This is a genomic window from Zobellella maritima, assembly GCF_003075035.1.
GTDB lineage: Bacteria > Pseudomonadota > Gammaproteobacteria > Enterobacterales > Aeromonadaceae > Oceanimonas > Oceanimonas maritima.
On sequence record NZ_QCZE01000001.1, the window covers coordinates 499969 to 523837 of the forward strand.

The window sequence follows — 23869 nt, forward strand, 5'->3', positions numbered from 1 at the left end:
AGACCCTTATGTGGCTACCCAAACCCAAGACCCTGGCCGACACCGGTCTGTCCCGTGAACTGCTGCACCGGCTGATATTACGTCATATCCAGGAAGACGGCCCCCAGAGCCTGGCGGCCCTCACCAACAAATTGTGCCTGCGCGGCAGCATAGTGGATCCCCTGTTGCAGGAGTTGAAATCCCTGCAGCTGCTGGAGGTACGTGCCACCGGGCGGGCGGAGGACGCGATCCGCTATGCACTGACCAACAAGGGTCAGTACGAGGCCCAGGAGGTGTCCGCCCGGGATGGCTACATAGGCCCGGCTCCGATCACCCTGGAGGAATACAGCCGGCTGGTGATGAACCAGTCGCTGGGGGAACGTAGCGTGACCCGGGAGCGCTTGCTGGAGGCACTGGATGATCTGGTGGTTTCCGACGAATTAATCGGTACCCTGGGTCCGGCGCTCAACTCCCGACGCCCCCTGTTGATTTATGGCCATGCGGGCACAGGTAAAACCTATCTATGCCGACGGCTCAACCATATTTTTGAAGAAAACATACTGGTACCCTATGCAATAGCGGTACAGAACACCATTATCCCGGTATTTGATCCTCAGTATCATTGGCGAACCGAGCTCAAGGATCCGGAAATAGACGGGCGTTATCTCGCCTGTCGCCGTCCCCTGGTGATGGCCGGCGGTGAACTGCAGCTGGATATGCTGGAGGTACGCTTCGACCGGCAATCCCGGCAATACAGCGCACCCCTGCAATTAAAGGCCAATAACGGTGTCTTGTTGATAGACGATCTGGGACGGCAGGCCTTCGCCGCCGATGAACTGTTCAATCGCTGGATAGTGCCGATGGAAGAACGGCGAGACTTTTTATCCCTGGCCAATGGGCTGCACTTTGATATTCCCTTCGAACAGATACTGGTGTTTTCCACCAACCTGGATCCCGAGTCTATCGCCGACGAGGCATTCCTGCGTCGCCTTGGCTATAAAATTCATCTGCAGGCCATGCCCTTGGAACTTTATAAAAAGATCTGGCATGCCAATCTGGAAAAATACCGCTTGATCGATGCCGAGCAGTTATTCGGCTTTATGGTTGAAGAGCTGCATATGAAAAGCGGCAAGCCGCTGATTGCCTGTTATCCCAGGGATATATTGGGTATTGCCCGGGATATCATGCATTTTAATAACCAAGGCAACCGGCCGCTAACCCGGGAAATTTTACGGCAGGCCTGGAACATGTATTGCGTACACTGACTATACTGACCATACAGAATTTACAATAACAATCAAACCAAGGATTAGGTTATGAAAACACGTACCCTGTTACTCTTTGCGCTGTCGATTATTTTTGGCCTTGGGGCAGCCTGGATGGCCAACAATTGGCTGACCGAGCAAAGCGCAGCCAAGGTGACAACCGGCCCTGTCGGCGCCACCCAGGTGGTGGTGGCGGCGGTGGATCTGGTGCCCGGCACCCAAATCGACCCCCTTCACCTTCAGCTCAAGGAAATCGACTCCCGTCTGGTATCTCCCGGCTCCCTGACCAGCCTGGATCAGGCCCAGGGCATGGTAGCCAAAAACAACCTGTATCGTGGCGATGTGCTGCGCATGGAGCGACTCGCTCCCCTGGGGGAGGGCAGTACATTGTCGGTGTTGCTGGATCCGGGCATGCGGGCGGTGACAGTAAGGGTTAACGACGTGATCGGGGTGGCGGGCTTCCTGCTGCCGGGCAACCGGGTTGATATTCTTTTTACCGATAACAACATGACCCGGACGGTACTGAAAAACCTCAAGGTACTGGCGGTGGATCAGACTCAGCATACCGATGAAAACCGGCCCAAGCTGGTGCGAGCAGTCACTCTGGAGGTCGACCCGGAGCAGGCCGAGAAACTGGTCAATGCCAGCTCCAACGGTCGCATTCAGCTGGCCCTGCGCAACCCGGCCGATACCCAGGACCATGAGGCTCCGGCAACGGTTGCCGTGACAACCAGCAGTCCGGAGGGAGAAGCTGAACCCAAACCCAGGGCCAGGCCGCGTCAGTCTTCGGTGGATCTCATCAAGGGCACCAGCCAACAACAAGTACCAATAAAAAGCTGATCACACGGAGGTGATTATGAATATTCTGCGCTCAGGATTGATGGGGCTGATGCTGCTGGCCGTGCCACTGGCCGGTCAGGCGGGGGGCAGCCTGCAGCAACCAGGCAATGAGGTGCTCCTGCCCATTCACAAATCCCGCTCATTGATGCTGGACAGGCCCGCCAGCCGGGTGTCGGTAGCCAACCCGGCCATTGCCGATGTGCTGGTGCTGCAAGACAAGGAGCTGTACCTGGTCGGCAAGTCGTTGGGCCATACCAACCTGATGGTCTGGGATCTGAACGACCAGCTGATGGATGTGATGGATATCGAGGTCAGCCATGATCTGCAGGGACTGAAAGAGCGGCTCTATCGTTTTTTACCCTCCGAGCCGATCCAGGTGCATACCTCCCAGGGACAGCTGGTGGTCAGCGGCGAAGTATCGGATCTCGACAAGCTCAATTCCGCCTATGAACTGGCTCGGGGTTATGTGGTGGCCGCAGAAGGGGGCGTGGCCCGCTCCGAGGTGCTCAACATGATGAGCGTCGGCGGGGGACAGCAGGTGATGCTGGAGGTCACCGTCGCCGAGGTAGCACGGGACACCGCCCGCAACTGGGACTCCGCCTTTGCACTGAGCGAGCCATCCGGCAACTGGAGCTTCGATCTGCTGCGCGATAGCGTGCCTGCGCTGGCCATTAATGGCACCAACACCCTAGTGGGCAGCTTCGCCAGTGCCGATACGGTGTTTAATGTGGCGCTGGATCTGGCCAAGACCCGCGGCCTGGCCCGGGTGCTGGCCGAGCCCAGGATCACCGCCATCAGCGGTCAGTCGGCGGAATTCCTGTCCGGTGGCGAGTTCCCGGTGCCGGTACCGAATGAAGATGGTATCGCAGTGGAGTTCAAGGAGTTCGGTGTGGGGCTCAAGTTCACGCCTGTGGTACTCAACAGCGGCAAGATCAACCTCAACCTCAATGTGGCCGTTAGCGAACCCAGCATCGCCAACACCACCGAAATCCCCATCTTCGGCAATATCACCGCCCTCAACAAGCGCAGTGCCAGTACCACGGTCGAGCTGGGAGACGGCCAGACCATCGGCATCGCCGGCCTGCTCAGTGAAGATGTCCGTGAATCGGTCAGCCAGCTGCCTTTTGCCGGTGATATTCCGGTATTGGGCAATCTCTTTACCAGCCGTGACTATATCAAGGGAGAAACCGAATTGGTGATCATGGTTACCCCACGCCTGGTGCGCCCCTTCGACAGGCAGCATGTCACCCTGCCCACCGACGGCTTTATCGAGCCGACCGATATGGAATTTTACCTGCTAGGGAAGATGTCTGAACGCAGTCGGGAGCAGCAAGACTCGAGCGCGAATATGGCGCAACAAACCCCTGCCAATACCGGCACCAACCCCGCAGTGAGTGGGGAAGGTGGTATGGAACAAACCTATGGCCAGTCCTTATAGGAGGCGACTATGAAAAGCGCACTGACTCTTTTGCTTGCCGCCGGCCTGCTGGCGGGGTGTGCCAACGAGCGGCACTATGATTTCGCCATGGGCGAGTCCGTCGATGAAATCAATGAACTGCAGATCATGGATCCGGATGCACCTGCGCGTAACGACGGCAAGATAGCCGCCCTGACCCTGAACGGTAATTATGGCGTACCCCTCTACGGTACATACGTGAAGGGGGCCGAGGCACCGGCCGAGGGCAAGACCCAGGTCACCCTTAACTTTGGTAATTAACGCAAGGAGATGAAGATGAACAGGACGCTATCTCACCCAAGGCAAAGCGGCGCCGTGCTCGTCCTGGTGACGGTAGCGCTCTTCGTCTTGCTGGCGTTTACCGCGCTGGCCCTCGACGGCGGCTATCTGGTGCTGAACAAGACCCGGATACAGGATGCGGTGGATTCGGCAGCGCTGAGCGGGGCCGAAACACTCGACAAGGGCGGAAGTCATGATGATGCCCGGCAGGCAGTGGAGGCGACGCTGGCTGCTATTTTATCCGGAGATGGATTCAGCAGGGTTAATATCGATACCGACAACCTGGCGGCGGCGGTGACGGTTGAGTTTTCCCACACTGTATATAATGCGGCCGGAGACAAATTTGAATTTACGCCCACCAATGATGCGGCCGCTCACTATATCCGGGTCACCTTACCCACGGTGCCGGTGGATCAGTTTTTTTCACAGTTGCTTATCGATGTCTGGCAGGTGGGGGCCTCGGCGGTCGCCGGCGCCAGTCCCACTATCCAGGATCCTTGCCAGATTATTCCGTTGATGATGTGCGTCAACGATGCCAACCCGCCGGATCCGGATTACCTGCCCGATGATTATGATTATGGGTTTACCCCTTCCAGTAACAGTGAACGGGGGGATGTGGTGGTCATCAAGGTGCCAACCAATAATACACCGGTTGGGCCGGGGAACTTCCTGGCGGTGGATCTGGGGGTGCCTGGTGCAGATGGTTACCGGGATGGTTTGGCGGGTGCCCTGACCGATGCTTCCTGCATTGCCAAAGGCGATGAGATAACGACAAAAACCGGGAACATGATAGGGCCCACCACGTCAGGCTTGAATACGCGTTTTGGCAAGTACAAGAGCCCGATGAGTGAACCGCTGGATGCCCCTTCCTCCGCCGGTTCTGATGCATTTTATGCGGATTGTGCCGTTCCTAATCTGACCCCGATCAAGTTCCAGTCATCGGACTTTTCATCCACCGATGGCAGCACAGTGTTGAACGATGCTGCCCTGCTGAGCAACCTGCAAAGCTATCCCGACTATGTGAATGAATACAGCAACTATTCAACGGCACCCAATACCCAGCATTGCATGCCGAAACGGCGCATGGTCAAGGTGCCGGTTGGTGACTGCAGTGGCATCAACCAGGGTAAAACGAAAGTCCCTTCCATGGGCACCGCCTGTATGTACCTGATTCAGGAGGTGACGGGTAAGGGGACCGACCAGTTTATAGTTGCCGAGTTTGTTAAAAACTGTACCGCCGAGGGCGTGGGCAACAGTAATTTAAATAATGGCCCCTATCGGTTGGTTCTGTATAAAAATGAAATGGGAGGCGATTCGTAATGATGCGCTTATCCAGTCAAAGAGGGCTGGCCGCCGTTGAGGCGACCATAGTCCTGCCGGTTATGTTGCTGCTGATGATGGCCATTGGCGAGTTTGGCCGCCTGCTCTATGAATACAATACCTTGACCAAGGCGGTCAGGGCAGGCGCACGAACTGCCAGCGTCAGCCCTAACCCGGGGAATTTTGATGTCAGCCTGGTACAGGACAAAACCAGGAACATGATCCTCTATGGTCAGGAAACCGTCGGCACCAAAACCGTCCTGCCAGGCCTGAAGGCCGAAGACATCAATGTTTCTCCAGTTTTGATAGATGGTGAGACCTATGTACAAATCCATGTCAGTTACGATTGGCAGCCGATGTTTGGCGATACATTTAATACTTTTTTCGGGAACACCATTTCATTAAATTTCCCATTGGAAACCAGCATGACCATGAGGGCATTATTATGAATAATCGCCCCCTTAAGTTGCAAAAAGGCACCACGACCGTGGAGTTCGCCATAGTGGGGGCCGTGGTATTTTTAACCATGTTCGCGGTGATGGAAGCCGGCCGATTGCTTTATACCTGGGGCGTGCTCAATGAAGTGTCTCGCCGTGCGGCCCGACTGGCAACGGTCTGCCTGGTTGATGATGTACAAAGTGGCGTGGTGGCGGGTCAGGTTACACAACAATTGGGGGGATCCTTGCCGGGCTTTGTGCCGGCGAACCTGGCTTTCGAATATCTCGATGCCACGGGTAACGCCCTGGCCGCACCGGCGGGTGCGGATTTTAACAGTATCCGTTATGTACGCAGCCTGATAGTCAATTATCAATACCAGATGATATTGCCGTTAACGGTGGATTTGTCCATGTTGGCACCGGATTTCGCCAGTACCTTACGAGCAGAAAGCCTGGGTGTAACCAAATCCGGAGACATTTCATGTGACACCGGAGGAGCCTGATTTATGACAGATATCAAGATAGTCGAACTTGAAAGAGAAGCAACTTATCCGGCTCCCGTGCTTGCCTGCCCCTTGCAGCTGGATGTAATGGATCCTGAGGGGCGGCTCTGGCCCTTGCTCAAGGTGCGACTGCATTCCAGTCAGCTGCAGCTGAAGCGGCTAAACGAGCAGGATCCCCTGCCCAAGAGTGAGCGGCATGTACTGCTGCTGGTTGATAACCCGCTGATGTCTCCGGTATATGAAGAGCTGGAGCGCAAGGTACCGGGAAAACGGCCGCTGATTTTCGTGGGTGATGTCAAAAATACCCAGCTGGTGCGTCGCGCCATGCGCATAGGGGCGGTGGATTTCCTGCCCTACGACTGCGATCCGAGTGAGCTGTGGTCGGCCCTGGGCCGTATTGCCACGCAGTTGAACGCCAGTGCCGAGCTGGCGCCGGTGACTGTGGTGGTCAATGGCAAGTCCGGCTCGGGGGTCAGTTTTATCTGCGCCAACCTGGGCCATGCCTTGAGCAAGCAACGCAAGGTGGCGCTGCTGGATGCCAATTTGCAATATGGCTCGTTAACCGACTACCTCAATATCAAGGATAAACAGGGCAGCCTGGCAGACGCCATGGCCCGGGCGACCGAGCTGGACAGCATGGCGCTGGCGGGTATGGTCAGTCAGGCGAGAGAACAGCTGGATGTACTGCCTTCCAGCTCAGTACCCTTGAGTGAAGAACGGCCGGTCTCTGCCAAGCAGTGTGCCCAGCTGCTGCATCTGGTGCGCAGTCAGTATGGCCTTGTGCTGGTAGATATGTCGCGAGGGCCCGAAAGCTGGAACCTGCCGATACTGGAAAGCGCCGAGCATGTGCTGGTGGTGATGCAGCAGAGTCTGTCGGGTCTGCGGGAGACCATCTATCTGCTTAAACAGCTCAGGCACGAGCTGGGGATTGGCAAGAACAAGATCATCCTGTTGATCAACCGTTATGACAAGAAAAAAGACGTGTCCATAAAGGAAATAGAAAAAGCCACCGAGATCAAGCAGATAGTAACACTTGCCAATGATTTCGCCCTGGCCGAAACCTGTACCGATCTGGGTCAGCTGGTGGTTGAGGTGAAAAGCAATCACAAGCTGGTGGCCATGTTCGAGAGCATTACAACCAGCCTGCTTGCCAAGCCAGGGGCACAGGAAGCAAATAAACCGGGACTATTTAAAAGGTTGCTGGGCAGGCATTCATAAAGGAAATATATCGGCCCGAGGGCACGATCTGCGGCCTGGAGACTCAGGCTCTGAAAAATAATGATAGTGATGGATATCTACCATCACCAAGGGGGTCAAGGATGAACCTGGAAGACTATATTCTCAGCCAAGAAGAAGAGACTCACAAACAGCGGCTGCACAACAAGTTGATGGATATGCTGGACCTGCCCATGTTGCAGACCGTATCCAATGCCGAGGCAGGTGAGCAGATCGAGCGTTTGTGTCTGCAGTTGATGCAGGACTCGCCGACGCCGCTTTCGCTGGAATCCCGCCAGAAAATTATCCGGCAGATCCTTGATGAAGTGCTGGGTCATGGGCCATTGGAGCCGCTGCTGGCCGATCCGAGCGTGGCCGATATCATGGTCAATGGTTGCAACAGTATTTATATAGAGCGACGGGGGCGAATAGAGAAGGTGCCGCTTACCTTTCGGGACGACAGCCACCTGATGGGTACCATAGAGCGGATCGTATCCAGTGTGGGCCGGCGCATAGATGAACTGTCACCCATGGTGGATGCCCGCTTGAAGGACGGCTCCCGAGTCAATGCCATTATCCCGCCGTTGGCCCTGAATGGACCGACCGTCTCCATCCGGCGCTTTACCGTGGAAAAACTGGCCATCGACACCCTGATCGACTTCGGCACCATTACTCCGGCTATCGCCGAGGTGATGGAGGCGGTGGTCAAGGGCAAGCTCAATATACTGATCTCCGGCGGTACCGGCACGGGTAAGACCACCTTCCTGAATATACTCTCGGGTTTTATTCCCGCCAACCAGCGCATCATCACTATAGAAGATTCCGCCGAACTGCAACTGCAGCAGCCTCATGTGGTTCAGCTGGAAAGCCGGCCCGCCAACATAGAAGGCAGGGGAGAGATCAGCCAACGGGATCTGGTGAAAAACACCCTGCGGATGCGTCCTGACCGCATCGTGGTCGGGGAGGTCAGGGGCGCCGAGGCCTTCGACATGCTGACCGCCATGAACACCGGCCACGAAGGCTCGCTGACTACCATCCATGCCAATACGCCCCGGGATGCCCTGGGCCGGCTGGAGAACATGGTGGCCATGACCGGCTTTGATATTCCGATAAAAAATATTCGCTCCCAGGTGGCCTCGGCACTGGATTTGATCATTCAGCTGGAACGACAGGAGGACGGTCGCCGGCGGCTGGTCAGCATGCAGGAGGTGCATGGCATGGAAGGTGAGACCATCACCATGTCGGAAATCTTTACCTTCGAGCGTACCGGTGTCGATAGTGAGGGCAATGTACTGGGCAGGCACAGGCCCACCGGGGTCATGCCCAATTTCTATGACCGCCTGGCCCGCCGTGGCATGGTGCTGCCTCGTAGCCTGTTCGGCGGCGATGATCTGCACAGCGGTATCCTCTAGGAGGCCATATGTCCATCAATACCCTTATTTTTCTCGCCCTGGTCGGACTGGCGGCGGTGACCCTGAGCCTGGCACTGTTTGTTCCGGTCACCCATCCCCGGCTGAATCGTTCTGCCCTGCTCAAACGACGGGTCAAGGCCCTGGCGGACGAAAGCCGGGAACAGGGGCAGGCGTCCATTTTTCGTACCAAGAAGCTGGATGCGCTGTCGCCGCTGATGCGGCAGATAGAAACCCTGCCCGTCATGGAACGGGTGGCCTTTGCCCTCGAACTGGCCGGCTCCAGGCTATACGCGCACCAGCTGGTATTTCTGGTCGGCCTGGTTACCCTGGCATTGACCCTGGGCAGCTGGCTGCTCTGGCATAATTGGGTACTCAGCCTGATGCTGCTGCTATTGCCCGGCTTAGTTACCCACTTCAAGCTGCGGCGTGATTATTATCAGCGGTTGTCTCTCTACGAGCAGCAGCTGCCCGAGGCGCTGGACGTGATGAAGCGGGGCCTGCAGGCGGGCTATTCCTTTGCCGACACCATCAAGCTTATCAGCGAGCAGATGCCCAACCCCATCGGCCGGGAATTTGCCCTGGTGTTTGCGGATATCAACTATCGCAAGGATGTACGCAAGGCGATGACCAGCCTGCTGGAGCGGGTGCCCAGCGTCTCCAATATGGCGCTGATAAGCGCGGTGCAGGTGCAGCGGGAAACCGGCGGTAACCTGGTGGAGAATATCGACAAGCTGTCGCGCATCATCCGTGATCGTTTCAAGTTCAATCGCCAGCTCAGGACCCTGTCGGCGGAGGGGCGTATGTCCGCCTGGGTGTTGGTGCTGACCCCCTTTGCGCTGTTCGCTCTGATCTACCTGACCACGCCCAGCTATGTGGCCGAGCTGTTCGGCACCGAGGAAGGCCATAAGCTGCTTATCTACGGCGCGGTGGGCATGGTGCTGGGTACCTGGTGGATAAGCAAAATCATCAAGATAGAGGTGTGATATGAACGGCTTGATGGAAATGTTCGAGGCAAGCCTTGCCGACCCGCAGATGCGGCAGTGGCTCTTGATAGGGGTGGTGGGCCTGTCGGCCATCACCCTGTTCTGGGGGCTGACCCTGGTGGCCGGTGGGGTGCGTAACCCTTATCGCAAACAGCTCAAAGGTATACAGGAGGCCGAGGCCGACCAGAATACCCTGGAGCAACGGCTGGTGGTGGCCAAGCACAATAACAAGGGGGCGTTCAGTGGCCATCGCATCCGCACCCTGTTGGTACATGCGGGGTTTCAGAAGGAAACCGCCTACCATGTTTTTACCGGCATCCGTCTGCTGGTGGTTATCGCGGCCCTGGTTGGCAGCTTCTTGTTTCTGACCCGCCTGAGCACCCTGCAATTCAAGTTTGTGTTATTGCTGATGGTGGCAATCGGCTACATCGCCTATGTATTGCCCGTATTCGTGGTTGAGCGGCTGGCCAATAATCGTATGAACAAGATGAAGATGGCCATGCCGGACGCGCTCGATTTGCTGGTGGTCTGCACCGAGGCGGGTATGGGGTTCAAGGCGGCATTGCAACGGGTGGCCCAGGAAATCAATCTAAGCCATGAGTCGCTCTCTGAGGAGCTGACCCTGGTTTCCGCCAAGCTCAGGGCTGGCCTGAGCATGCAGCAGGCGTTTGATGAATTTATTTTGCGCACCGGCCTGGAAGACTTCCGCAGCCTGAATGTGGCCATCAACCAGAGTATTCAGCTGGGGACCAGTATTGCCGAAACCCTGAGGGTGTTTGCCGACGAGTATCGCATCAAGCGCAAACAGGAGGCGGAGGAGCTGGCTGCCAAGATCGGCACCAAGTTGATTTTCCCCCTGGTTACCCTGATCTGGCCGTCCTTCTTTATCGTTGCGGTCGGGCCGGCACTGATCAAGGTATTCAGGGTGTTTGGGGGTTAACCACAGCCAAGGCTGTCTTGAGGATAAACAATGAAAAAAACAACCATTGCGCTAATGATACTGCTGTTGACCGGTTGTGCCGCCAGCTCTTCTCAGGACGGCGATATGGCCGGCGGCAAGACCCCGGGGGCAGGGATAATCCGGGCCACCAATGCCGATGAGGCGCGGATGCTGATCTCTCAGGCCCAGACCTCGGGCAACCCGGATTCCATCATCTATGCCTATAATCAGGCGCTGGCCTTCACCGAGTTTGACAAGAGTGATATTTACCTGAGCATTGCCGGTCTTGAGCGGCAGCGCAACAACAACGGTAAGGCCGAGCAGACTTATCGCCAGGCCCTGAGTCACAACCCGAAACGTCAGGATGTGCGCGAGGCACTGGGGCTGCTGCTGGTGGATATGAAACGCCATGATGAAGCCGAGCAGATCTTTAACGAGATAGTGGCGGCGGACAGGCTCCGTCTTGGTCAGAATGCCGCTGTCAACCCTGCCCATTGTGTGACTGATGCCCAGTCTCCCTGGCGCAGTTACAATGCCCTGGGCCTGCTGGCGGACATTATCGAAAAAGGCAGCGAGGCCCGGCACTTTTATCAGTGCGCCCTGACCATAGCCCCCGGCTCGGCCATGGTCTACAGCAATCTGGGGTTTTCCTATTACCTGGACGGTGAATACCCCCAGGCAGAGCGGGCCCTTACCCGGGCGGTGAATCAACAACCCGACTATCAGCGGGCCTGGAGCAACCTGGGGCTGTTGTATTTCAGGTGGGGCCGTCAGCAGGAGGCACTGCAGGCCCTGCGCAAGGTTATGACCCAGGCCGAGGCGCTCAATGATATGGGCTATATTGCCATGATGGAGGGGGAATATACCCTGGCCAGCGGCCTGTTCCAGCGCGCCATCGATTCTTCGCCCAGCTATTATCCCAGGGCGGTAGAAAACCTGGAGCAGGCAAAGACCATGTCTGAGATCAGCAAGCGGTAATGGGAGGCGCGACCCCGCAGCGATAGGGCCGCCAGGCCATCGGGCTTTTCATCTGCCTGCCGGCCTGGTGGGAGGCGCGACTCCGCAGCGATAGGGCCGCCAGGCCATCTGACATTTCATCTGCCTGCCGGCCTTGTGGGAGGCGTGACCCCGCGGCGATAGGGCCGCCAGGCATCGCCGCCCTACAAAGGGCGTCGAGCCCATTATCCCACCACCTGACACATGGCACGGGTCAGCTTGCTCAGCTCGTCGGGCTGGATGATATAGGGGGGCATGATATACAGCAGCTTGCCGAACGGGCGGATCCACACCCCCAGCTCCACCAGCCGTTTCTGTACCTCGGCGACATCGAGTGGCTCGTGCAGCTCAATCACCCCGATGGCGCCCAGCACCCGCACATCGTTTACCCTTGGCAGATCACGGGCCGGAGCCAGCTCTCGTTTAAGCTGAGCTTCGATGGCGGCGATCCGCTGCTGCCAGGGAGAGGCCAATAACAGTTCCAGGCTGGCCTTGGCCACGGCACAGGCCAGCGGATTGGCCATAAAGGTGGGGCCGTGCATCAGTACGCCGGCAGGGCCGTTACAGATGGTATCGGCCACCTTACGGCTGGTGATGGTGGCTGCCATGGTCATGTAGCCGCCGGTCAGCGCCTTGCCGATACAGATGATATCCGGACTGATGCCGGCCCATTCACAGGCGAACAGCTTGCCGGTACGGCCGAAGCCGGTGGCGATCTCATCGGCAATCAACAGCACATCATATTTATCGCACAGCGCCCGGGCCCCTTTAAGGTAGTCGGGATGATAAAGGCGCATGCCGCCGGCGCCTTGCACAATAGGCTCCAGGATCAGCGCCGCCAGCTCGTGATGATGTTCGGCCAGCACGGTTTCCAGTGCGTTCAGCTCGGTGGCATCGAAGGGGCCTTCAAACGGGCTTTGGGGAGCGGGCACAAAGAGATGCTCGGGTAAAAAGCCCTTGTACAGGCTGTGCATGCCGCCGTTAGGATCACATACGCTCATGGCGCCGAAGGTATCGCCGTGATAGCCCCGGCTCAGGGAGGCGAAACGGGTCTTGGGCTGGCCCCGGCCGTGCCAGTACTGGATGGCCATCTTCAGCGACACCTCTACCGATACCGAGCCCGAGTCCGCCAGGAAGAAACGATCCAGTCCTGCCGGCAGCACCCCGGCCAGCGCCTGGCACAGTTCAACCGCGGGAGCATGGGTCAGGCCGCCGAACATCACATGAGACATTTTGCCCAGCTGTTCGCCGGCTGCCCGGTTCAGTTCGGGCACGTTATAGCCGTGCAGGCAGGCCCACCAGGATGACATGCCGTCGACCAGGCGGCGGCCGTCCTCCAGTTGCAGATAGACTCCATCGGCCCGCTCAACCGGGTAGCAGGGCAGGGGCTTGGTGAGGGAGGTATAGGGGTGCCAGAGGTGGTCGAGATCAAATTGCGCGTTTAGTTGATTCATTTTTAGTCAGATGTAAACCGTTGATATTTTTTGTTGTTGACAGGATAACGCCCGTCCTTACACTAGCCAAGCAAAACACCTCTTCATTTTAAGGACATTGGGGACACCATGAGCCGCCAACACTGGACCCGCGAGCAGGTACTCGCCTTATTTGAACGCCCCTTCTTCGATTTGCTGTTTGAAGCCCAGCAGGTGCACAGGGCCAACTTCGATGCCAACGAAGTGCAGGTCAGCACCCTGCTGTCGATCAAGACCGGCGCTTGCCCGGAAGACTGCAAATATTGCCCTCAGAGCGCCCGCTACAACACGGGCCTGGAAACCGAGCGGTTGATGGAAATGGAAAAGGTGCTGGAGCGGGCGCGGGAAGCCAAGGCCAATGGCTCCAGCCGATTCTGCATGGGCGCGGCCTGGCGAAACCCCAAGGAGCGGGACATGCCCTATCTGGTCAAGATGGTGGAAGAGGTCAAATCCTTGGGTATGGAAACCTGCATGACCCTGGGGATGCTGTCGGGCGAGCAGGCCGATCGCCTGGCCGACGCGGGACTGGATTACTACAACCACAACCTGGACACCAGCCCGGAATATTACGGCGACATCATCACCACCCGCACCTATGCGGATCGTCTGAACACCCTGGAAAACGTGCGTAACTCCGGCATGAAAGTCTGCTCCGGCGGCATTGTGGGTCTGGGCGAAAGCCCGGAAGACAGGGCCGGCCTGCTGCTGGCGCTGGCCAACCTGCCACGTCAGCCCGAGAGCGTGCCCATCAACATGCTGGTGAAGGTGAAGGGCACTCCGATGGAAAACCAGGAAGATCTCGATGAATTCGACTTTATCCGCACCATCGCCGTAGCTCGTATCCTGATGCCCCAGAGCCATGTGCGTCTGTCAGCCGGGCGGGAAAAGATGAACGATCAGATGCAGGCCCTGTGTTTTATGGCCGGCGCTAACTCCATCTTCTACGGCTGCAAGCTGTTGACCACCCCCAATCCGGATGAAAACAGCGATATGCAGCTGTTCAAGCGGTTGGGTGTGCGACCGAGCGGTGCCAGCCAGAAGCCGGACCAGATGGCCGAAATTGAGCTGCACGAACAGATTGCCGCTCATAATGAGCCCAAGCCTCTGTATTACGAAGTCTGAAAAAGTTGGAAGCTGTTCGGCGTTGTGTGAAATGACGGTTTTTAATCTGCAGGCAGCAACTGGCCTGCAGTGCTCACATGACATACATACGGCTCTTGGCTGCTTCCAGCTTATAGCTTGAGGAAAACATGCCTTTTAACCTGAGTTTGGCCAACCGTGAGGCGGCGGGACTGAAGCGCCGGCTGGCCACTGTTGACAAGGTGGCCGGGCGCCTGCTGTATGCCGACCAAGGGGCATATCTCAACTTCGCCGGCAACGATTACCTGGGCCTGAGTCAGGCGCCCGAACTGCGTCTGGCTGCCGATGATGCGGCCCGGGAATATGGCGTGGGCGCGGTTGCGTCTCCCCTGGTGGTGGGCCATCACGCGATTCACCGTGCATTGGAAGCCGAGCTGGCCGACTGGCTGGGGCTGGAAGCCGTGCTGTTGTTCAGCTCGGGGTTTTCGGCCAACCAGGCCGTTATCAAGGCCCTGCTTACCAGGGAGCATCTGTGCTGGCAAGACAAGCTCAATCATGCCTCCCTACAGGAGGCTGGTCTGCTCAGCCCGGCCCGGATGCAGCGTTTTGCGCATAACGATATGGCGTCCCTTACCGCCAGGCTTAAGCCGCAGTCCGGGCTGATTATTTCCGAAGGAGTGTTCAGCATGGACGGTGATCTGGGCAACTGGCCCGAGTTGGTTGCCCTTGCCGAGCAGAGTCAAAACTGGTTGATGATCGATGACGCCCACGGTCTGGGCGTATTGGGTCGGGAGGGGCGGGGCACCCTCAGCCACTTGGGTCTCGAGGCGAGCCAGGTGCAGATCATGATGGGTACCTTCGGCAAGGCCCTGGGGGTTAGCGGAGCCTTTGTTGGCGGCAGCCGGGCCTTGATCGACTATCTGCAAAATTACGGCCGCAGCTATGTCTACAGCACCCACCTGCCGCCCCCTCAGGCGGCAGCCATACTGGCGGCGGTGCGGCTGGCCCGCCATGCCGACGACAAGCGGGCCCACCTGGCCGAATTGGTCGAGTGCTTCCGCCAGGGAGTGGCCTCCCTGCCCTGCGAACTGTTGCCCTCGATCACCGCCATCCAGCCGTTGGTGATCGGTGAAGAAAACCGCACCCTGGCACTTGCGGACAGGCTGAAAGCCCTCGGGATCTGGGTCGGTGCGATACGGCCACCAACCGTGCCCCAAGGCTCGGCCCGACTGCGCATAACCTTAAGTGCCGCCCATCAGCGCGCCGACATCGATACCCTGGTGTCCGCCTTGCAGGCCAGCCTATGACCGCCGGAATGGAACAAGTGATAGACAAGGCCCGGGTGGCCGCCGCCTTCGGGCGGGCCGCGCGCAGCTATGAGCAGCATAATGGCCTGCAACGCGTCAGCGGCGAGGCGCTGCTGGCACTGCTGCCCCAAGCCCGGCAGCAGTGCGGGTTGGATCTGGGTTGCGGCAGCGGTTTTTTTCTGCCGATCCTGAGGCCCAAGGTCGAGCAGTTGCTGGCGCTGGATCTGTCGGCTGACATGCTTGAGCAGGCACAAAAGAAGGCCGATATCGTACCCATATGTGCCGATATGGATTCGCTCCCTCTGGTGCCGAACAGCCTGGACTGGATCTTTGCCAACCTCTGTCTGCAATGGAGCGCCGATCCGGCCGCCTGGCTGCAGGGCTGGAGCGAGCGGCTCAAGCCCGGCGGCGTACTGGTGTTCTCGACCTTGCTGGACGGCAGCCTGCAGGAGCTGGCCCAGGCCTGGCGGGCGGTCGATGATCATCCTCATATCAACCGCTTCACCACCCGCGAGCGGCTGCAGGAGCTGCTTGATAACTGCGGCCGGCAGGCCCGGCTGACGGTCGCCGAGGTGCCGCTCAGCTATACCCGGGTAAAGGATTTGCTGCTGGATCTCAAGGGCATAGGCGCCAACCAGGTGAATGGCGAGCGCCGTACCGGCCTGCTGGGCAAGGCCGGTTGGCAACGACTGAATCTTGCCTATCCTAAGAACACGGCTGGCCAATATGTGGCCAGTTACCGACTGGCGTATGGAGTAATATATGGCTAAGGCATTTTTTGTGACCGGCACGGATACCGAAGTCGGCAAGACCCTGGTGACCACGGCACTGATGCGTGCCGCCAAAGAGGTAGGCAAAAAGGTGGTGGGCTACAAGCCGGTGGCCTCCGGTTGTGAGCTGGTGGGCGGTGAGCTGCGCAACAGCGACGCCAACGCCATGCAGCGGGAAGCCTCTATTCCGCTGCCTTATTCGATGGTCAATCCCTATGCCTTTGCGCCGGCCATCGCCCCCCATATTGCCGCCCGGCTGGCCAATGAAAGCATACAAACCGGCCACATCAGCCAGGGCCTGGCGCGGCTGAAGGAAACCGCCGCCGACTGGATTCTGGTTGAGGGCGCGGGCGGTTGGCGGTTGCCGCTCGATGAGCAGCATTTCCTCTCGGACTGGGTCAAACGGGAACATCTGCCGGTGATCCTGGTGGTGGGCGCCAAGTTGGGCTGCATCAACCACGCCCTGCTGACCATTGAAGCCATCCGCCGCGACGGCCTGTCACTGGCCGGCTGGGTACTGAATCGGGTCGATCCGGACATGATGCACTTTCAGGAAAACGCCGACACCCTGAAACACCTGATCTCGGCCCCCTTCCTCGGTGAGCTGCCCTGGCTCAGCGAAGAGGAAATTGACTACCCCGAGAGTTTCCTCGATATCGCCGCGTTGTTGTAGGAGTGGCGACCTCAGTGGGAGGGGCGACCCCGCCGCGATAATCAGTGGCAGGGTACATCGCCCGAGACCCGCTTCCACTATCGCCCCGGGGGCGAGGCTCTTATGCTCCCCCCCTTCTGGCTGCTCTGTACCACAGCGATAACCACAGGTGCCTTCAATAATTCATTCAACCGATCTTGAAATCTGGCCATTCGGACATATTATGTCGACAGACTTTTATCGTTAAGGAAGGCTTATGAAACGCATTCTGCTGTTTATCGCCACCAACCTGGCCGTGGTTTTGGTACTGGGTGTGGTACTGAATATTGTATTTTCCGTGTTGGGTATCGATCGCAGCAGCATTACCGGCCTGCTGGTATTTTGCGCCGTGTTTGGCTTTGGTGGCGCGACCATCTCGCTGTTTATGTCCAAGTGGATGGCCAAGCGTGCCTATGGCGTGCAGGTGATCGAGCAGCCCCGTAACGAAATGGAACACTGGCTGGTCACTACCGTGGCTCGTCAGGCGCAACAGGCCGGCATCGGCATGCCCGAAGTCGGTGTGTACCAGTCTAACGACATGAATGCCTTCGCAACCGGCGCACGCCGCAACGACTCGCTGGTGGCGGTGAGCACCGGCCTGATGTACAGCATGAGCCGCGACGAGGCCGAGGCCGTGCTGGCCCATGAAATCAGCCATGTGGCCAATGGCGACATGGTCACCCTGACCCTGGTGCAGGGCGTGGTCAACACCTTTGTGATGTTCTTCGCCCGTATCGTGGCCAACCTGATCAGCAGTTTCCTCAGCCGTGACGAGGAAGAAGAAGGCGGTGGCATGGGCGGTATTGCCTATTTTGTTACTGTTATGGTGCTGGAGCTGGTATTCGGCATGCTGGCCTCGGTTATTGTGATGTGGTTCAGCCGCCAGCGCGAATACCGCGCCGATGAAGGCTCGGCCCGCCTGGTGGGTAAAGAGAAAATGATCGCCGCCCTCGAGCGCCTGCGCCGTGGTCCGGAAAGCGAGCTGGAAGGTTCGCTCGCCGCCTTCGGCATCAACGGCAAGCAGCACAGCGAGCTGTTCATGAGCCACCCGCCGCTGGAAAAACGCATCCAGGCCCTGCGCGAACTCCGTTAATCCCTCTGTAGTTTGGTCTTTTAACCCCGGCTTGCCGGGGTTTTTTTATGCCGGCAGTAGCCGTCGATCTTTGTGGACCCCTGAGGACGCGCCTCCGACAGGGTCATCTGCCGGGTCTTGTGCTTGTAATGGTGCGTCGATCTTGGTGGGAGGGGCGACCTCGCCGCGATAATCAGTGGCACGGTTCATCGCCCGATACCCGCTTTCACTATCGCTTCGGGGGCGGGCCTCCCGCATGAAAAGTCGACCCCGCTGCGAAAATCTTAGCTACAGGCTCATCAAAATTTGGGGGAGTGGCGCTTTGCCAGCTAGGGTAGGGGAAAGAACCCAACCCAAGGAATAAACTGATGACCCATGTAGTGGTGCTGAGAGGACCGGAACAACCCCTGCTGCCCGGGCTGGACGGCCTGGAGCAGCAAGCCAGGGTGACCCTGGCCACCGACCAGCAGACCCTGCAAACCAGCCTGCCCGAGGCCGATATCCTGCTGGTGACCGACTTTCGCACCGAGCTGCTGGAACGCGCATGGCCCGACCGACCGAAGCTTAAATGGGTGCATGCCACCAGTGCCGGTGTCGACCGGCTGTGTTTTCCGGCCCTGCGTGACAGCAATATCGTGCTGACCAATGCCAGGGGCAATTTCGAGCGCGGCATTGCCGAGTATGTGCTGGGCGCCATATTGATGTTTGCCAAAGACACCCTCACCAACCTGCGCCTGCAGCAAAGCCGCAGCTGGCAACACAGAGAAACGGAAAGCCTGATCGGTAAACAGGTGCTGGTGATGGGGGCCGGCGCCATCGGCGCCGAGGTGGCCCGAATGCTGGGCGCCATGGGTATGCGAGTTACCGGCGTGGCCCGCAGCGCGCGGGTACAACCTCCTTTTGCCCGGGTGTGCGCCCAGGATGATTTGCCGGCACTGTTGCCCCAAGCGGATTATGTGGTAGTGACGGCTCCGCTCACCCCCCGGACCCGGGGTCTGTTTGACCGCACCGCCTTCAGGGCAATGGCTCCCCACGCGCGCTTTATCAATGTTGGTCGCGGGCCGATAGTGGTCACCGACGATCTGCTGCATGCCCTGCAGGCGGAGGAGATTGCCGGTGCCGCCCTCGATGTGTTCGACACCGAACCACTGCCGCCGGAGCATCCCCTGTGGACCCAGCCCAATGTGATGATTTCCGCCCATATGGCGGGAGACGTGGTGGGCTGGGAACGACGGCTGGGCGAGCAGTTTATGGTCAACTTCACCCGTTTCGAGCGGGGTGAGCGGTTACTCAATGAGGTGGACAAGAACAGCGGATTTATTCCCGGCGGGAGGTAAACGATGAACCCAGTGCTGACCCTGAGTGCCCTTGAACTGAACGGTTTGTATCAAGGCCGTGAATTGTCGCCGGTGGAGGCGGCCTCCGCCATGCTGGCTCAGATTGCTCGGCATAACGAGGCGGTGAATGCCTATTGTCTGGTTGACGAGCAGACCACACTGGCCCTGGCACGGGAGTCGGAGCAGCGTTACCGGCAAGGCCGACCGCTCGGCCCGCTGGACGGCGTGCCGGTGGCGGTGAAAGACGTGTTCCTGACGCCCATGTGGCCAACCCGTAAAGGCTCGCACACCATCAGGCCTGACAGCACCCTCAACAAGTCCGCACCGGCGATCAGTGCGCTGATGAGCCAGGGATATGTGCCGCTGGGCAAGACCACCACCCCGGAATTCGGCTGGAAGGGAGTAACCGACAGCCCGCTGTGCGGCGCCACCAACAACCCTTGGGATATCACCAGGACCGCCGGTGGCTCCAGTGGCGGTAGTGCCGCCGCCGTGGCATTGGGTATGGGGCCGCTGGCGCTCGGCACGGATGCGGGTGGCTCCATACGCATACCTGCCGGTTTTTGCGGCATTGTCGGTTTCAAGCCCAGCTATGGCGAAGTACCGCACTGGCCACCCAGCCCTTTTGGTACCCTGGCCCATGCCGGCCCCATGACCCGCACCGTGGCCGACTGTGCGCTGATGATGAATGCGCTGACCCGTGCCGACAGCCGCGATGCCCTGGCCGCCCCCCGGCGCAATATCGATTATCTGTCCGGGCTGGACAAACCGATCAGCGGCCTGCGCATTGCCTTCAGCCCCAACCTGGGCTACGTGGAGGTAGCCCCGGACATTGCCCGGGCCACGGCCCAGGCCGCGGTGCTGTTGCAAGAACTGGGTGCCGAGGTGATTGAAATGGATCCCGGCTTCGGGGATCCCCTGGCGGCCTTCAGCCATCTGTTTTACGGCGGGGCCGCCAATGCCCTGCGGGATCTGGGCCCCAAGGCACGGGCACAGATGGACCCGGCGCTGGTGGAGGTGGTCAGCAAGGCCGAACGCTGCACCATGCTCGATTATCTGGGCGCCATGAATGAACGCATGGCCCTGAGTGAGCGGATGTCGCGCTTCTACGACAAGTACGACCTGCTGCTGACGCCCTGCCTGCCGATTACCGCCTTCGACACCAACCGGGAGGTGCCGGTGGACTGGCCCGCTACCCGCTGGCCGACCTGGACCCCCTTTACCTACCCCTTCAACCTGACCGGCCAGCCGGCAATCTCCGTACCCTCGGGGCTGGCGGCCGACGGACTGCCGATGGCCATTCAGCTGGTCGGTGCCCGCTTCGATGATGCCCGGGTACTGCAGGTAGCCCATGCTTACCAGCAGGCGCTTGGGCTGACGCTGCGCCCGCCCATGCTGGAGTTGGGTTAAGCAGCCGTCATCAGCGGCAATGGCTTGCAGGGCCTGTGTATTGGGTTCGCCTTGACCACAGAAGGAGGTATGATGAGCACCCTGGACGATAAGGATTTCTACGAAAGCGAAGATCCCATCTGGAATCCGGCGCTGCATACCATCCCGGTGCCCGGCATCCGCAAGATGGTTAACCTGGCGGCCAGCATGGACGACGTGATCCACCTGTCCATCGGTCAGCCCAACCTGCCCACGCCGCCCCATATCCTCGATGCTGCCAGTCGGGCGCTGTATGCGGGTCAGACCGGCTACACCATGGACGCCGGCCTGCCGGAGCTGCTGGAAGCCCTGGCCAATTACTATGGCAGGCGATATCAGCGGCCGCTAAGCCCGGAAAATATCCTGGTGACCACGGGCGCCACCGAAGCCCTGTATCTGGCCCTGACCGCCACCTCGGCGCCGGGACGGCAGTTTATCGTGCCCGATCCGGCCTTTATGCTTTATGCCCCGCTTATCCGCATGAACGGCGGTGTGGTGCATCATGTGCCGCTGCGCCCCGAGCTGGGCTATCAGCTGGATCCCCAGGAAGTGATCGATGCCATGGACATCAATACCTATGCGATCGTGCTCAACTCTCCCGGCAACCCCACCGGCACCGTCTATCCCCGGGAAACCGTCGAGGCCATAGTCGAGGAAGCGGCCTATCGCGGTATCTACGTGATCAGCGACGAAGTATACGACCACCTGATTTATGACGGTCTGACCTATCCCAGCGTCTTGTCCTGCTGCAGCGATCTGGATCACGTGATGGTGGTGAGCAGTTTCTCCAAAACCTACAGCATGGCCGGCATGCGGATTGGCTGGCTGATGGCCAGCCAGGGCGCCATCAAGAAATTGCGTCGTTACCATATGTTTACCACCACGGTCGCCAATACCCCCTTTCAATGGGCAGGGGTGGCGGCATTAAACGGCAGCAGCGACTTTATCGATAATATGGTGGCCGAATACAGCAAACGCCGGAACAGGTTAATTGAATGGATCGACCAGGCGCCTTATTTAACGGGTTACCGTCCCCAGGGCGCCTTTTATTTATTTCCCGGCCTGCCTGAAGGCGTAAATGCCGCCAATGTAGCGTTGAGAATGCTCAAGGAAATCGGCGTCTGCACCATTCCCGGCGACGCCTTCGGCAATGCCATGCCCAATGCCCTGCGCATCAGCTATTCCACGACCATCGCCCAACTGGACCAAGCCTTTGAGCGGATGATCCCCTGGCTGGAAAAACAGGACTGGGAGTGAACGTGGATGTCTTGTGATTAATTTCGCACCCATTGTAGAAGGCCCGACCCCGGGATGATTCATCGTGGTGGGGCCGCCATTTCCAAAGGAAGTCAAGATGCCGGCAGGCATAAAAATGGCCAGGCTGATGGCTGTGACTGCTGCTTGAGTCCGATGGCGCAGCAGGGGTCCGTGCACTAATCTGAAATGACTGACTGGTAGTGGAAGGAGCTCACTATGCGTACGTTAATTTCTGCCCTTGTTGCGCTTGTCTTGCTGGGCGCCAGCGGGACGGCACTGGCCCATAATTGCCCGAATGAGATGAAGGCCATAGACGCCAGGCTGGCCGACGATCCCATGCTTTCTGCCGAAGATATGGAAAAAGTAATCGAGCTGCGCGCCGAGGGTGAGGCCCTGCATAACGCCGGCAAGCATGACGAGTCGATGGCGGTACTGGGTGAGGCCAAGGCCATCCTGGATATCTAAGTCATGGGGTTGGTATTAAAACACCTCCACAGCTGATCGCAGTGGAGGTGTCGTGGGGGGGTTCGCTGTGGGAGGCCCGTCTCCGGGGGGATAAGCCACTCGTTCATCGCATCTTGGTCTTCAGGTAATCGCGGCGAGGTCGCCCCTCCCACAGCAAGCCCAAAGCCCGGCAGATTATCCTGTAGAAGGCCCGACCTCGGAGCGATAGTGGAAACCGACTTCGAACAATGAACCGTGCCATAGGTAATCGCGGCGAGGTCGCCCCTCCCACAAAGAACGATGCACCCACAAAAATTGCCTCTACCTCAGGGACCGCTGTCAGCGGCTGAGTTCGCCGCGCAGGCTCTGGCCCATCAGCCGGCGTATTTCCTCCGGCGGCAGGTTTTTGCTCAGCAGGTAATGCAGCTTGGTCAGGGCGGCTTCGGTGGTCATGTCATAGCCGGAGATCACCCCGGCACGGGCCAGCGCGTGGCCGGTGGCGTAGCCTTCCATATTGACGGTGCCGCGCAGACACTGGGTCAGGTTGACGATGATCACCCCCCGCGCGGAGGCCTGTTTGAGCAGGTCGAGCATGGCGTCGTTTTGTGGCGCGTTACCCACCCCGAAGGAGAGCAGGATCAGGGCCTTCACCGGCTGTTGCAGGATATTGGCGAGCACCTCGGCGGCAATACCCGGATACAGGGTCACCACGCCGATGGGTTGGGGCGTGATGGGGCTGACTTGCAGGGCCTTGCCTTCGGCCCGACCCAGGGCGCCGGCCTGCAGCTGGATATGAATGCCGGCATTGAGCAGGGGCGGAAAATTGGGGGAGTCGAAGGCATTGAAACCGTCCGCATGGACCTTGCTGGCCCGGTTGCCGCGGTACAGCTGGTTGTTGAAGAACAGCGTGACCTCGTGGATGGGGTAGTGGGCGGCAATATAGAGGGCGTTGAGCAGGTTGGGCCGGCCATCGGAGCGTAGTTCGGCCAGGGGGATCTGGGAGCCGGTGATGATCACTGGTTTTTCCAGATCTTCCAGCATAAAAGACAGCGCCGAGGCGGTGAAGGCCATGGTGTCCGTACCGTGCAGCACCACAAAGCCGTCGTATTGCTCGTAGTTGGCACGGATGTCGTCGGCGATACGCTGCCAGTCGGCCGGTGACATATCGGCGGAGTCGATCAGCGGGCTGTATTCGTGGATATGGTAGTCGGGCATTTCCGGGCGCCGGAGCTCAGCGGTGTGAGCCAGGCAATCGGTCATAAAGCCGGCCACCGGCACATAGCCCTTGCTGGACTTCTGCATGCCGATGGTGCCGCCGGTATAGGCGATATAGACTGCCTTTTTACTCATCTATGTTTCCTGGTGGCCTCCCACGCCGGGCGTGGG

Annotated in this window: 23 protein-coding genes; 21 read left to right on the top strand and 2 right to left on the bottom strand. The window is 58.8% G+C overall.

Annotated features, from left to right (window positions below):
* Nucleotides 1–8 precede the first annotated feature (8 nt).
* From DCS96_RS02300 to DCS96_RS02355, 12 genes are all read left to right on the top strand, one after another.
* A complete protein-coding gene (locus DCS96_RS02300; RefSeq protein ID WP_116472739.1) occupies nt 9–1244 on the top strand; it encodes a P-loop NTPase family protein in 1236 nt (411 codons plus the stop codon).
* A 51-nt stretch (nt 1245–1295) separates the two neighbouring features.
* The gene (cpaB, locus tag DCS96_RS02305) at nt 1296–2084 is read left to right on the top strand and encodes a Flp pilus assembly protein CpaB (protein ID WP_116472740.1); all 789 of its coding nucleotides are present in this window, start codon (nt 1296–1298) and stop codon (nt 2082–2084) included.
* 16 nt (nt 2085–2100) lie between these two features.
* A complete protein-coding gene (locus DCS96_RS02310; protein ID WP_116472741.1) occupies nt 2101–3522 on the top strand; it encodes a type II and III secretion system protein family protein in 1422 nt (473 codons plus the stop codon).
* A gap of 9 nt (nt 3523–3531) precedes the next feature.
* On the top strand, nt 3532–3801 hold the full coding sequence (locus DCS96_RS02315) for an addiction module component (protein ID WP_116472742.1): 270 nt from the start codon (nt 3532–3534) through the stop codon (nt 3799–3801).
* A 15-nt stretch (nt 3802–3816) separates the two neighbouring features.
* Nucleotides 3817–5139 carry a pilus assembly protein TadG-related protein gene (locus DCS96_RS02320; RefSeq protein WP_157953555.1) on the top strand — a complete coding sequence of 441 codons (1323 nt, stop codon included), beginning with the start codon at nt 3817–3819 and terminating at the stop codon, nt 5137–5139.
* Entirely contained in the window at nt 5139–5588 is a 450-nt protein-coding gene (locus DCS96_RS02325; RefSeq protein WP_116472744.1) for a TadE/TadG family type IV pilus assembly protein, read from the top strand. The genes DCS96_RS02320 and DCS96_RS02325 overlap by 1 nt, the downstream gene beginning before the upstream one ends.
* Complete coding sequence (locus DCS96_RS02330; protein ID WP_116472745.1) at nt 5585–6079, top strand: TadE/TadG family type IV pilus assembly protein; 495 nt, start codon at nt 5585–5587, stop codon at nt 6077–6079. The genes DCS96_RS02325 and DCS96_RS02330 overlap by 4 nt, the downstream gene beginning before the upstream one ends.
* A gap of 3 nt (nt 6080–6082) precedes the next feature.
* Nucleotides 6083–7297: an AAA family ATPase gene (locus DCS96_RS02335; protein WP_116472746.1), complete on the top strand. Its 1215-nt coding sequence runs from the start codon at nt 6083–6085 to the stop codon at nt 7295–7297.
* A gap of 101 nt (nt 7298–7398) precedes the next feature.
* A complete protein-coding gene (locus DCS96_RS02340) occupies nt 7399–8706 on the top strand; it encodes a CpaF family protein (protein WP_116472747.1) in 1308 nt (435 codons plus the stop codon).
* An 8-nt stretch (nt 8707–8714) separates the two neighbouring features.
* A complete protein-coding gene (locus DCS96_RS02345; protein WP_232818166.1) occupies nt 8715–9689 on the top strand; it encodes a type II secretion system F family protein in 975 nt (324 codons plus the stop codon).
* Nucleotide 9690: 1 nt separating this feature from the next.
* Nucleotides 9691–10629, top strand: a complete 939-nt coding sequence (locus DCS96_RS02350; protein WP_116472748.1) for a type II secretion system F family protein — start codon at nt 9691–9693, stop codon at nt 10627–10629.
* Between the two features lie 30 nt (nt 10630–10659).
* The gene (locus DCS96_RS02355) at nt 10660–11607 is read left to right on the top strand and encodes a tetratricopeptide repeat protein (RefSeq protein ID WP_116472749.1); all 948 of its coding nucleotides are present in this window, start codon (nt 10660–10662) and stop codon (nt 11605–11607) included.
* 203 nt (nt 11608–11810) lie between these two features.
* Here DCS96_RS02355 and bioA read toward each other — a convergent pair whose 3' ends face one another.
* Nucleotides 11811–13079: an adenosylmethionine--8-amino-7-oxononanoate transaminase gene (gene bioA / locus DCS96_RS02360; RefSeq protein WP_116472750.1), complete on the bottom strand. Its 1269-nt coding sequence runs from the start codon at nt 13077–13079 to the stop codon at nt 11811–11813.
* 108 nt (nt 13080–13187) lie between these two features.
* Between bioA and bioB the strand changes: the two genes are divergently transcribed.
* The 9 genes from bioB (at nt 13188) to DCS96_RS02405 (ending at nt 22504) form a co-directional block, all read left to right on the top strand.
* Nucleotides 13188–14219 (top strand): biotin synthase BioB, encoded by a 1032-nt coding sequence (gene bioB, locus DCS96_RS02365; RefSeq protein ID WP_116472751.1) that lies wholly within the window; start codon nt 13188–13190, stop codon nt 14217–14219.
* Between the two features lie 128 nt (nt 14220–14347).
* On the top strand, nt 14348–15484 hold the full coding sequence (gene bioF / locus DCS96_RS02370) for an 8-amino-7-oxononanoate synthase (RefSeq protein ID WP_116472752.1): 1137 nt from the start codon (nt 14348–14350) through the stop codon (nt 15482–15484).
* An 8-nt stretch (nt 15485–15492) separates the two neighbouring features.
* Nucleotides 15493–16254, top strand: coding sequence for a malonyl-ACP O-methyltransferase BioC (bioC, locus tag DCS96_RS02375; protein WP_116474499.1), 762 nt, complete (start codon nt 15493–15495; stop codon nt 16252–16254).
* Nucleotides 16247–16927 (top strand): dethiobiotin synthase, encoded by a 681-nt coding sequence (bioD, locus tag DCS96_RS02380; protein WP_116472753.1) that lies wholly within the window; start codon nt 16247–16249, stop codon nt 16925–16927. Before bioC ends, bioD begins: the two co-directional genes overlap by 8 nt.
* Nucleotides 16928–17162: 235 nt before the next feature.
* A complete protein-coding gene (gene htpX, locus DCS96_RS02385; RefSeq protein WP_116472754.1) occupies nt 17163–18038 on the top strand; it encodes a protease HtpX in 876 nt (291 codons plus the stop codon).
* A 347-nt stretch (nt 18039–18385) separates the two neighbouring features.
* A complete protein-coding gene (locus DCS96_RS02390) occupies nt 18386–19354 on the top strand; it encodes a D-2-hydroxyacid dehydrogenase (protein WP_116472755.1) in 969 nt (322 codons plus the stop codon).
* A 3-nt stretch (nt 19355–19357) separates the two neighbouring features.
* The gene (locus DCS96_RS02395; RefSeq protein WP_116472756.1) at nt 19358–20764 is read left to right on the top strand and encodes an amidase; all 1407 of its coding nucleotides are present in this window, start codon (nt 19358–19360) and stop codon (nt 20762–20764) included.
* 72 nt (nt 20765–20836) lie between these two features.
* Nucleotides 20837–22039: a pyridoxal phosphate-dependent aminotransferase gene (locus DCS96_RS02400; protein ID WP_116472757.1), complete on the top strand. Its 1203-nt coding sequence runs from the start codon at nt 20837–20839 to the stop codon at nt 22037–22039.
* A 216-nt stretch (nt 22040–22255) separates the two neighbouring features.
* Nucleotides 22256–22504 carry a hypothetical protein gene (locus DCS96_RS02405; protein WP_116472758.1) on the top strand — a complete coding sequence of 83 codons (249 nt, stop codon included), beginning with the start codon at nt 22256–22258 and terminating at the stop codon, nt 22502–22504.
* A gap of 318 nt (nt 22505–22822) precedes the next feature.
* Here DCS96_RS02405 and ansA read toward each other — a convergent pair whose 3' ends face one another.
* Complete coding sequence (gene ansA, locus DCS96_RS02410; RefSeq protein ID WP_116472759.1) at nt 22823–23833, bottom strand: asparaginase; 1011 nt, start codon at nt 23831–23833, stop codon at nt 22823–22825.
* Nucleotides 23834–23869: the final 36 nt, after the last annotated feature.